Annotated in this window: 10 protein-coding genes; 9 read left to right on the top strand and 1 reads right to left on the bottom strand. The window is 68.1% G+C overall.

Annotated elements, in window-relative coordinates:
* Nucleotides 1-17 precede the first annotated feature (17 nt).
* On the bottom strand, nt 18-485 hold the full coding sequence (locus tag ABE957_RS08850) for a phosphatidylglycerophosphatase A family protein (RefSeq protein WP_349758300.1): 468 nt from the start codon (nt 483-485) through the stop codon (nt 18-20).
* A gap of 191 nt (nt 486-676) precedes the next feature.
* Between ABE957_RS08850 and ABE957_RS08845 the strand changes: the two genes are divergently transcribed.
* The 9 genes from ABE957_RS08845 (at nt 677) to ABE957_RS08805 (ending at nt 11,318) form a co-directional block, all read left to right on the top strand.
* Nucleotides 677-1,279: a gamma-glutamylcyclotransferase gene (locus tag ABE957_RS08845; RefSeq protein WP_349758299.1), complete on the top strand. Its 603-nt coding sequence runs from the start codon at nt 677-679 to the stop codon at nt 1,277-1,279.
* An 18-nt stretch (nt 1,280-1,297) separates the two neighbouring features.
* Nucleotides 1,298-2,554, top strand: a complete 1,257-nt coding sequence (locus ABE957_RS08840) for a threonine ammonia-lyase (RefSeq protein WP_349758298.1) — start codon at nt 1,298-1,300, stop codon at nt 2,552-2,554.
* Nucleotide 2,555: 1 nt separating this feature from the next.
* Nucleotides 2,556-2,888, top strand: coding sequence for a YnfA family protein (locus tag ABE957_RS08835; protein WP_349758297.1), 333 nt, complete (start codon nt 2,556-2,558; stop codon nt 2,886-2,888).
* Between the two features lie 117 nt (nt 2,889-3,005).
* Nucleotides 3,006-4,745, top strand: coding sequence for an isocitrate/isopropylmalate family dehydrogenase (locus ABE957_RS08830; protein WP_349758296.1), 1,740 nt, complete (start codon nt 3,006-3,008; stop codon nt 4,743-4,745).
* Between the two features lie 498 nt (nt 4,746-5,243).
* Complete coding sequence (gene sstT, locus ABE957_RS08825; protein ID WP_349758295.1) at nt 5,244-6,467, top strand: serine/threonine transporter SstT; 1,224 nt, start codon at nt 5,244-5,246, stop codon at nt 6,465-6,467.
* Nucleotides 6,468-6,817: 350 nt separating this feature from the next.
* Nucleotides 6,818-7,348 carry a molybdopterin-dependent oxidoreductase gene (locus tag ABE957_RS08820; protein WP_349758294.1) on the top strand — a complete coding sequence of 177 codons (531 nt, stop codon included), beginning with the start codon at nt 6,818-6,820 and terminating at the stop codon, nt 7,346-7,348.
* Nucleotides 7,345-8,562 (top strand): GGDEF domain-containing protein, encoded by a 1,218-nt coding sequence (locus ABE957_RS08815; protein WP_349758293.1) that lies wholly within the window; start codon nt 7,345-7,347, stop codon nt 8,560-8,562. The genes ABE957_RS08820 and ABE957_RS08815 overlap by 4 nt, the downstream gene beginning before the upstream one ends.
* Nucleotides 8,563-8,820: 258 nt before the next feature.
* Nucleotides 8,821-10,131: a DUF3100 domain-containing protein gene (locus ABE957_RS08810; protein WP_349758292.1), complete on the top strand. Its 1,311-nt coding sequence runs from the start codon at nt 8,821-8,823 to the stop codon at nt 10,129-10,131.
* 8 nt (nt 10,132-10,139) lie between these two features.
* Nucleotides 10,140-11,318, top strand: coding sequence for a M20 aminoacylase family protein (locus ABE957_RS08805; protein ID WP_349758291.1), 1,179 nt, complete (start codon nt 10,140-10,142; stop codon nt 11,316-11,318).
* Nucleotides 11,319-11,491: the final 173 nt, after the last annotated feature.

Raw genomic sequence — 11,491 nt, 5'->3', positions numbered from 1 at the left:
GCTCCGATGACAGCGGTTCAGCCGCTCCGGCGGCGCCAGAGCGCCAGGCCGCCGGCCATGACCAGCCAGGTCATGGCCGCGGCGACTGTATCGTCGAGCACGATGCCGATGCCGCCGGGCAGCGATTCAGCCATGCTCACCGGCGCCGGCTTGGTGATATCGAATCCCCGATAGATCACGTAGGCCCCGGCCAGGGCCGCGGGGTGGCGAGCCGCGGACAGGCCGAGCACCGTCACCGGAAAGGCGACGATCTCGTCGAGCACGATGCGCCCGTCGTCCTTGATACCCAGCGCGGTCGCGGCCTGATGGCAGACCGGCATGGCCGCCACCAGCAGCGCCGCCGTGAGGCCGAGCTGCACCCGCCGCGTGCGACCCGAGAGCCACCAGGCGAGCGGCAGCCCCAGCAGCGAGCCGACCGTGCCCGGCGCCCAGGGCGAGAGCCCCAGGCCAAGCCCCGTCGAGAGGGCCATCAATAGCGTCTCCATCCCTGCTCCCTGTCTCTGAACGACTGCATCGAACGACATGCGCCAGACGGCCTGCGCCGAACGCTCGACACCTTACCCCCGGCTCGCATCGCCGTCGACGCCGGCTGGCGCCTCGGCCATCGGACTTCGACAAGCGCCGCCCGGCAACGCATCATGGAGCGTTCATCCACCGGACCCTGCGCGCACCGCCCATGAGCCACGACACCACGGCACGCAATCGACGCATGACCCACTTCGACGGCCACGACGCGCTCTGGCTGTTCGGCTACGGCTCGCTGATCTGGAAGGCCGACTTCCCCTTCCTCGAGCGGCGCCGGGCCCATATCCACGACTGGGTGCGACGCTTCTGGCAGGGCTCCCACGACCATCGCGGCACCCCGAAGGCCCCCGGCCGGGTGGCCACCCTGGTGCGCGAGCCGGGGGCCATCTGCCACGGCATGGCCTATCGCATCGCCCCCGAGGTGCTGGGCCCACTGGATATCCGCGAGAAGAACGGCTACCTGCGCGAGCTGACCCGGCTGCACTTCGACGATGGTGGCCAGCCGGCGGGCGCCGAGGGGCTGGTGTACCTCGCCACCGAAGACAACGCCGCCTTCCTCGGCGACGCCCCGCTCGACACCATCGCCGCGCAGATCGCCGCCGCCCACGGCCCCAGTGGCCCCAATCGTGACTACCTGGTCCACCTGGCCCGGGCCCTGCGCGAACTCGGTGTGGACGACCCCCACGTGTTCGCGCTGGCAGCGCGCCTGCCCCACCCGGCAGGCGCCGACTGTCCCCACGACCCCCATCAATAACAAGGAGAAGATCCTCCCATGAGCGTGACCCTCGACGACATCCGCCAGGCCGCCGCCCGCCTCGAGGGCAGCGTGGAGCATACCCCCTGCCTGCGCTCCGCGACCCTCTCCCGGCTCACCGGCTGCGAGGTCTACATCAAGTTCGAGAACCATCAGTTCACCGCCTCCTTCAAGGAGCGCGGCGCTTTGAACCACCTGCTCTCGCTGACACCGGAGGAGCGCGCCCGGGGCGTGATCGCCATGTCCGCCGGCAACCACGCCCAGGCGGTCGCCTACCACGCCGCCCGGCTGGGCATTCACGCCACCATCGTCATGCCCCGCCATACCCCCAACCTCAAGGTGCGCAACACCCGCGACTTCGGCGCCGAGGTGCACCTCGAGGGCAATGGCGTCGACGAGGCCGGCGCCTACGCCCAGCGCCTCGCCGAGGAGCGCCACCTGGTCTTCGTGCACCCCTACGACGATGAGCGGGTCATCGCCGGCCAGGGCACCATCGCCCCGGAGATGCTCGAGGCGGTACCCGACCTGGACTGCCTGGTGATCCCCATCGGCGGCGGCGGGCTGATCAGCGGCAACGCCGTGGCGGCCAAGGCCCTGAAGCCCGACATCGAGGTGATCGGGGTGCAGACCCAGCGCTTCCCGGCCATGCAGCAGGCGCTGGCCGGTGAGGAGGTCCACTGCGGCCTGGCCACCCTGGCCGAGGGCATCGCCGTGAAGCAGCCCGGCAAGCTGACCCTGGAGATCGTCCGCGAGCTGGTCAGCGACATCGTGCTGGTGGACGAGCCTGAGATCGAGCGCGCCATCCTGATGCTGCTGGAGATCGAGAAGAGCGTGGCCGAGGGCGCCGGCGCCGCGGGGCTCGCCGCCCTGCTCAGCGATCCCGAGCGCTTTCGCGGCCGCAAGGTGGGGCTGGTGCTGTGCGGTGGCAACATCGACATGCTGGCGCTCTCCTCGGTGATCCAGCGCGGCCTGGTGCGCTCCAACCGGATCGTGAGGGTGCGGGTCGGCATCCCCGACGTGCCCGGCTCGCTGGCCGAGCTGACTCAGCTGCTCGCCGAGCAGCGCGCCAACGTCATCCAGATCGCCCACCAGCGCACCTTCACCGACCTCTCGCTGCGCGCCACCGAGGTGGAAGCCACCCTGGAGACGCTGGGCAGCGACCACACCCGCGAGGTGATCGCCGCGCTGCGCGTCGAGGGCTACGACCCGGTGCTGCCCGCCAACGAGGTGCACCCGGACGAGCGCTGGGCCACCGACCCCGAGGGCCATCACTGAGATGACCACCCTGGCGATCTACGTCGCCGCCGCCCTGGCCGAGATCGCCGGCTGCTTCAGCGTCTGGGCCTGGTGGCGGCTGGACAAGTCGGCCCTGTGGCTGCTGCCGGGGCTCGCCAGCCTGGCGCTCTTCGCCTGGCTGCTGAGCCTCTCCGGGGCCGACTACGCCGGGCGCGCCTACGCCGCCTACGGCGGGGTCTACATCGCCACCTCGCTGGCCTGGCTATGGCTGGTCGAGCAGCGCCTGCCCGACCGCTGGGACCTGATCGGCGCGGGCCTGTGTGTGATGGGCGCCGGCATCATCCTGTTCGGGCCACGGCCCGCGGCGGGGTGACCTTCGGCACGGGGCGATCTCTGGCCCAGGGCGATCTCTGGCAGAGCTTCGACGGCAGGCGTACCCTATGAGCATTCGTTACCCTCCCATCCCATCACCTCAACCAAAGGAAGCGTGATGAGCAGCAAGATCAACGTGTCAGCCCCCCTGGTCATCCTGCATGGCGACGAGATGGCGCAGGTGGCCTTCGAGCGCATCCTCGAGACCTTCGTGACCTCCCGGCTGGACGTCGACCTCGTGGAGATCGACCTGACCGCAGAGAACCGCCTCGTCACCAACGGTCAGGCGGTGATCGATGCCATCGAGGCCCTCAAGCAGTACGGCGTGGGCGTGAAGAACGCGGGCATGACCGTGAACCGCTCCCAGCTCGGCGAGCTGCTGGCCGCCCACCCCGAGCTCGATGGCACCACCCTGCATCCGCTGGCCACCAAGTCGCCCAACGGCGCCATCCGCAAGGGCATCGGCGGCAACATCACCCGCGAGGACATCCAGTTCCGCAACCTCGAATTCAACACGCCCGAGTGGGTCGGCCGCGATATCGAGGTAGAGACCATGGACGGCGGCGGCATCAAGGACAGCTTCAACGAGCTCTCCAGCGCCACCGGCATCGTCAAGCTGCTGTTCGTGGGTGAAAGCGGCGACCCGGTGGAGCTGCACCGCCGTGAGGTGAAGAAGGGCGATCCCTGGCTGCTCGCCACCAACGAGATCGACCAGGTCAAGGCCTGGGCCCACCGCTTCTTTCAGCGCGCCGTCGACGAGAAGCGCGACATCTACCTGGGCCTGAAGGACACCGTGATCGCCGGCTACGACGGCGTGATGCGGGCCGCCATCGAGGAGATCTACCGCGATCACTACCAGGCGCAGGTCGAGGCGCTGGGGCTCGCCTATCACTACGAGCTGATCGACGCCCAGGCCGCGCGCCTCGTTGCCAACCCGCCCGAGCGGGCGCTGTGGGGCGTGCCGGACAACAACACCGGCCGCAAGCTCTACAAGCTGGTCGAGCAGCTCAAGATCCACGGCATTCCCAAGCGCAAGGCCCACGTCTCGCTGTCGCGGATGAGCGCTGGCGGCGGCGATCAGTACGGCAGCTACAACGCGCCCGCGCTGGAGGACGGCATCCTCAAGGTGGTGGTCGACGGCGAGGAGAAGCACGCGCGCCACGTCAAGCGCGGCGACCCCATCCTGCTGATGTCCAACGACCACGAGGCCATCAGGGACTGGGTCTTCCAGGTGTTCCGCGACGCCTCGCGCAAGGACAAGGAGGTCTACTTCGGCCTCAAGCGCGAGTACATGGAGTACGACGACGTCTTCAGCACCGCGATCACCGACGTGCGCCGCGAGCTGGCGAAAGCCGACACGCCGCCCCCGTCGTTCATGATCATGCGGCCCTCGCGGCAGCTCATCAAGATGATCACCGATCCGCCCCGTAACGCCCTCTACCCGGCGCAGAACCTCGACGGCGATATCTTCTCGGACATCTCCGCGGCACTCGGCGGCAGCCTGGCCACCGCCAGCTCGATCATCGAGAGCAAGAACGGCACCATGCTCTTCGAGGCGCCCCACGGCACCGCCCACGACCTCTACCTGAAGTACCTGGAGAGCGACGGCCGCGAGGCACACTTCAACTCCTCGGCGCTGATCTTCGCCGTGGCCAACGCCCTGGAGACTCTGGGCGAGCGCGAGGCCAACGCGGCCCTGGTCGACTACGCCACCGGCCTCAAGGCTGCGCTGATCGACACCGTCGCCGATGGCATCATCACTGGCGACCTCAAGGGCAAGACCACCGATCCGGCCGCCGAGACCCTCGTCGACATGCAGGGCTTCCTGGATGCCGTGGCCGAGCGGCTTCCCGCCTGACGCGCTCCCCCTGATGCGCTCTCCATAGCGCCCCCGCGACCTCGCCCGCTCGGGCGGGGTCGCATCACCTCCTGGCTCCTGCTTACCGCCTCCTGACTCCTGCCTACCGCCTCCTGCCTTCTGCGTTCTGCTTTCTACCTGCTATCTATCTACTTGCTGTCCTATCCACCTCCGGCCTCCCGGGCCTCGGGCTCGCGCCGCTCCACGCCGTGCCTTGCCGCGCCATGGCGATGAGACCCAGCCCTTTCGGCCACCGCCGATCGTCGCCTGAACAGTGGTACTGACTGAATTCTCTCGCTTAATCAGATAATTCGCCCATCCCGGCGATAATTGCTGCTAGAATCGCGCGCGCCACGCAGACGCCCCCTGTCTCGGCTACCCGCCTGGGGCGGCTCGCGCGGCGCGTCGCTGCGCTTATCGGCGCCGCCGACGCGACCGTTCGAGCCGTCCCGGCAGGGAGGCGTCTGTCCGCCCATTACAATTCCCGAGAGATCCTCCATGATCGCCACCCTGCAAACCCTCGGCCGCCCGCTGATGCGACTGGGGCTGATCCCCCAGATCGCCATCGGCATCGTCTGCGGCATTCTGCTCGCCATCCTCTCGCCAGAGACGGCCCAATCGGTCTCGCTGCTGGGCCAGCTGTTCATCTCCGCCCTGAAGGCGGTCGCCCCGATCCTGGTGTTCGTCCTGGTGGCTGCGGCCATCGCCAGCCACCAGAAGGGGCAGCCGACCCACATCCGCTCGGTGTTGGTGCTCTACGTGATCGGCACCCTGGTCGCCGCCCTGGTGGCCGTGGCGGCGAGCTTCGCGTTCCCCACCACCCTGGCGCTGGATCGCCCCGAGGTCAGCGGCAACCCGCCCGGTGACATCATCGAGATCCTCCAGAACCTGCTGCTCAACGCCGTTGCCAACCCAGTCACGGCGATCATGGAAGGCAACTTCATCGCCATCCTGGCGTGGGCCATCGGCCTTGGCATCATGCTGCGCCAGGCGAGCGACGCCACCCGCACGATGCTCGGCGACCTGTCCGACGCCGTCTCCAACATCGTGCGCCTGGTGATCCGCTTCGCCCCGCTGGGCATCTTCGGCCTGGTCGCCAACACCCTGGCGGAATCGGGAATGAGCGCCCTGCTCGACTATGGCCACCTGCTGGCGGTGATCGTCGGCTGCATGCTGTTCGTCGCCCTGGTCACCAACCCGCTGATCGTCTACTGGCAGACCCGCCAGAACCCCTATCCGCTGGTCTTCACCTGCCTGCGCGGCAGCGCCATCACCGCCTTCTTCACGCGCAGCTCGGCGGCCAACATCCCGGTCAACCTGGAACTGTGCAAGCGCCTGAAGCTGCACGCCGACACCTACGCCATCTCGATCCCGCTGGGCGCGACGGTCAACATGTGCGGCGCGGCGATCACCATCACCGTGATCACGCTCTCCGCCGCTCATACCCTGGGCATCGGCGTCGACTTCCCCACCGCCCTGCTGCTGTGTGTCGTCTCGGCGCTGGCCGCCTGCGGTGTCTCCGGCGTGGCCGGCGGCTCGCTGCTGCTGATTCCCATGGCCAGCAACCTGTTCGGCATCTCCACCGACGTGGCCATGCAGGTGGTGGCGATCGGCTTCGTGATCAGCGTGGTGCAGGACTCCACCGAGACGGCGCTGAACTCCTCCACCGACGTGCTGTTCACCGCGGCCGCCTGCCGCCGCGAGGAGAACGCCCAGGCCTGATCGACAAAGGCCTGATAGATAGTGAAACGCCTGCTGGATAAAACGCCGCGGCCCCGTGCTCATCACGGGGCCGCGCGCCATCGGCGGACTGGCCCGTCGATACCCCGCCCCAGCGGCGTCCTGCCGCGCTCCGGCTGTCGAAGTAATGAGTTTTACCATCCCTTGACAGCTCTCAATATTAATCAACGAATCATTATTAAGAATGATAAAGTTGAGGCAGAATCACGACTGAAGATAGACAGCGTCGGCGTCATTTAAGATAGTAAGGGCCTGTAGATACATTTCGTAACCGGTGTCGCGTGATCGGAGACCGGCACGCCGCCCACGACCGAACAGGAAGCGCTGACGCCATGCTCTCCCTCCTGCCCGCCTGCCGCCGCGTCAACCGCTCCCTCGCGCGCGCTCTGTTGCATCCCCTTCTGGGGCTGTCGCTGCTGCTGGCCATGAGCGCCCACGCCGCGGACGACGTCGCCCCGCACGCCCCGGTCCTGACCCTCACCCAGGGGAGCGACAGCCAAGGGTTCTCGCTCACGGCGATCGAGGCCACCGACGACCTGCATCACGTCCAGATGCAGCACCCCGAGGGACCCGAGGGCCGCTTCTCCGGCGTCTGGCTGAACGCCTTCCTGACGGCGAACGGCCTGGAAGACGCGCGACGCGTGCGTTTCATCGCCGACGATGGCTACACCACCTTCCTCACCCTGGCCCAGCGGCAGGAGAAGGCCTACCTGCTGGCAACGCGGCTCGACGGCGAGCCGATCGGGGTGGACCGGCTCGGCCCGCTGATGCTGGTGGTCCCCGAGGACGCCGAGGCCGTGATGGAAGGCAGCATGCCGATGAACCGTTGGATCTGGGCGCTCGAGGAAATCAGCGCGAGATGACGAACGCCCCGATCAGGGCCCTGCGCCGTCGTCTGCTGCTGGCCTTCGGCCTGCTCGCCTCGGTATGCGCGGTGGCGATCGTCTACTACGCCGCCCAGGCACGACAGCACGTCGGGGCCGACTACACCGCCATGGTCGCCGATGTGGTCCGCTCCCAGGAGGATCCCGCGCGCCTGCTCACGGCCTTGACGCGCCTGGAGAACGAGCACCCGGATCACCGGATCCATCAGGAGGAGCTCGGTGAGCTGCTGCTGCGCATCCCCCGGCGTATCGAGAACATCCGGATCCAGGTCCTGCGCAGCGACCTCGATCGGCGCGACTATGCGCCGCTGCTGGAGGAGCTGAGCCACGTCGAGACGCGCCTCGAGGCCCTGCTGGGCCAGTTCGTGCAGGTCCAGCGCGACGGCCTCGACGAGCGGGAGATCGAGCGGCTGCGCGAGCTCGGCCTGGAGATCGAAGGGGGGCTGGCCTGGAGCTACAGCGAGCTCAATCATCTCGTGCAACAGGCCTCGGCCGACCAGCGCCAGACCATGGGGTGGCTCACCCTGGCGGTGGTGTCGCTGCTGGTGATGGTGGTGCTCGCCGTCGGCGCGGTGATGCTGATGATGCTGCGCCTGCAGCGCCAGCGGGACGCGATGCGCCATCAGAGCCATACCGACGTGCTGACCGGGCTCTTCAACCGGCGGCGCCTGCAGGAGGTAGCCGAGCAGGAGTTTGCCCGCCGCCAACGTCACGACGCACCGCTAAGCCTCATGCTGCTGGACCTGGACCACTTCAAGCGCGTCAACGACGCCTACGGCCACCCGGTCGGCGACGAGGTGCTCACCTCCTTCGCCGAGACCCTCCAGCGCCAGGTGCGTCGCCTGGATACCGTGGCCCGCATGGGCGGCGAGGAGTTCGCGGTGTTGCTGCCGAACACCGATGGCCGGGCCGCGCGGCAGCTCGCCGAACGGATCCTCGGCGCCACCCGCGCCATGCCGCTGCCGGAGGAGGCCGGAGACCATCGGCTCACCGTCAGCATCGGCGTGAGCGAGGCCCGGCAAGGCGACAGCTTCGAACACCTCTATACCCGCGCCGACCGTCGCCTCTATGGCGCCAAGGAAGCCGGCAGGGATCGCGTGGTCAGCAGCGAAGCGCTGCCGAAAGTGGCCAATAGCGGCGCGCCCCTCGACGATGATGAGCTCGACAAGCTGCAGCAGCGTAACGCGCGATAGGCAACGCCGACTCGCGCCGTTTCCCTTCGATCACCTCGCTCGTCCCTTCCGCTACCCCCGCGCGCGTCGTTAACTCCGCTGCTCCCTTCGCCTCCTCTATCACCCCTCTTATCGCCCCGCTGCCGACGGGGCTGTCAGGGGGAGTCTAAAAATCAGTACACGATCCATCTTTCATTAGCGCAGGGGTCTTCACAATACTCGGATGGGTACGGTGCTGATAAAGCATAACTACAACTCCATCCGTAAAAAGGACGATTCATGCCCCTCTCAAGCCTGCTCGACTGGCGCCTGCATGCGCTGGTCGTCGTGACCGCCCTGCTTTCCGAATTCATCGGCATCCAGCGTCTTCCGCTGGGCCCCGGCACCCTGCTGCTGCTGCCGCTTTTCTATGCGTTCATCCTCGGCGTGCTGCTCAATCCCAACGTGACGCGGACCGCCGGGAGGTTCGTGCCGTCCCGGGTCAGCCACGCTGCCGGGCCGCTGATCCTGCTGTCGATCATGCCGTTCATCGCCCGCTTCGGCTCGACCATCGGCCCGGCCATCGAGGACCTGATTGACGCCGGTCCCGCGCTGATCCTGCAGGAGCTGGGCAATCTCGGCACCATGCTGATCGCCATGCCGTTGGCCGTGCTGGTGTTCAAGATGGGCCGCGAGGCCATCGGCGCCACCTACTCCATCGCCCGCGAGCCCAATATCGCCGTCATCTCCGACAAGTACGGCCTCAAGGGCCCGGAGGGCGTCGGCGTCATGGGCACCTACGTGGTCGGCACCATGTTCGGCACCCTGTGGTTCGCGCTGATGGCGGGCTACCTGACGTCGCTGGAGATCTTCGACCCGCGCGCCCTGGCCATGGCCTGCGGCGTGGGCAGCGGCAGCATGGTCGCCGCCTGCTCGGCGGCCATCGCCGGCACCCTGCCCGAGATGAAGGACGAGCTGCTGGCCTTCGCCGGCGCCAGCAACCTGATGACCTACGCCACGGGGCTTTACCTGTCGCTGTTCATCGCCCTGCCCGTCGCCGAGAAGCTCTACACCCTGCTGACCGCCGGCAAGCGCCAGGCCAAGCCCGCGGGCGCCCAGGTCACCGGCGGCCTCAGCGCCGACGACGCGCCGAGCGATGCCCCGCAAGAGGAGCGCCCGGAGAGCAACCTGCCGAAGACCGCCCTGGCCATGGCCGCGGCCTGTGTGGTGGGCTGGGTGGCCAACACCGTCAACGGTACCGACCTGATCACCGCCCTGCCGGGCATGCTGATCCTCTACGCCATGACCATGCTGGGCCTGGTGATCACGCGCTTCGCGCCCTTCTACCTGCCGGGCGTGGCCTGGGTGTCGCTGGTCAGCATCGTGATGACGCTGCCCTGGTTCCCGGGCAACGCCTGGCTGACCGAGCAGCTCAGCGCGGTGAACTTCCTGGCCATCGTGACCCCGGTGCTGGCCTACGCCGGCCTGGCGCTCAGCCCGCGTGAGCTCGTCATGTTCCGCAAGGCCGGCTGGAAGCTCGTGATCATCGCGATGCTGGTCTTCACCGGTACCTTCCTCGCCTCCGCCCTGATTGCCGACCTGCTGCTGTGAGCCCGACCATGACCGACAACGCGATATCCGCCCCCGACGTCGACACCCTGCGTGCCTGGCGCCACGACTTCCACCAGCACCCGGAGACCGCCTTCGAGGAGCATCGCACCAGCCGGCGCATCGCCGAGATCCTCACCGAGGCGGGCATTGAGTTCATCACCGGGCTGGGCGGCGGCACCGGCATCGTCGCCACCCTTCAAGGACGGCGCGGACCGGGGCGCAGCATCGGCCTGCGCGCCGACATCGACGCCCTGGACGTCACCGAGCTGAGCGACGCCGCCCACGCCTCCACCACCCCCGGCAAGATGCATGCGTGTGGCCATGATGGCCACACCACCATGCTGCTCGGCGCCGCCTGCCAGCTGGCTCGCGACCCCGACTTCGCCGGCCGCGTCCACTTCATCTTCCAGCCCGCGGAAGAGAGCGAGGGCGGCGGCCGGGTGATGGTCGAAGAGGGGCTCTTCGAGCGCTTCCCCATGGAAGCCGTCTACGGCGTGCACAACTGGCCGGGGCTCGCCATCGGCGAGGCGGCAGTGCACGACACCGCGGTGATGGCGGCCTTCGACGTCTTCACCCTCACCCTGCAAGGCAAGGGGTGTCATGCCGCCATGCCGCACCTGGGCACCGATGCGATCCTCGCCGCCTGCCAGCTGGTGTCGCAGCTGCAGGGGCTGATCAGCCGCGAGACGCCGGCCCACCAGACCGCGGTGCTGAGCGTGACCCAGTTCCACGCCGGCGACGCCTTCAACGTCATTCCCGAGACGGTCGAGCTGCGCGGCACCCTGCGCTGCTTCGACGAGCCGCTGCGCGCGCACCTGCAGCAGCGCTTCCACGAGGCCGTCGAGTCCCTGGCCCAGTTCCACGGCCTGAGCGCAAATCTCGACTATCAGCCCCGCTACCCGGCGACCATCAACGTGCCCGAGCATGCCGAGCGCTGCGCCGAGATCCTCGACTCGCTGCCCGGCATCACCCAGGTACATCGCGACCTGCCGCCGAGCATGGCCTCCGAGGATTTCGCCTTCATGCTCAACGCCCGCCCCGGCGCCTACATCTGGCTCGGCAACGGCGAGGAGAGCGCGGCTCTGCACAACCCGCACTACGACTTCGACGACCGGCTGACGCCGATCGGCGTGGATTACTGGGTGCAGCTGGTGCAGCACCTGCTCGGCGATCGTCCAGCACCCTGATCCCCGCCGCTCCTCGACCGAGCGACACCGCCACTTCAAGCAAGCCCACCCGTCCGGACGCCTCGCGTCCGGCACGGTTGGACGCCCCTGCGCGCCTGAACACGCCTGGCCATTCGTCCATCACCTCACCGCCATCACCTATCTCTCCGACTTACAACGACAAGGAGTGCACC

Source organism: Halomonas pelophila (assembly GCF_040196315.1).
Taxonomy (GTDB): Bacteria; Pseudomonadota; Gammaproteobacteria; order Pseudomonadales; family Halomonadaceae; genus Halomonas; species Halomonas pelophila.
This window is presented reverse-complemented; position numbering and strand designations above follow the sequence as displayed.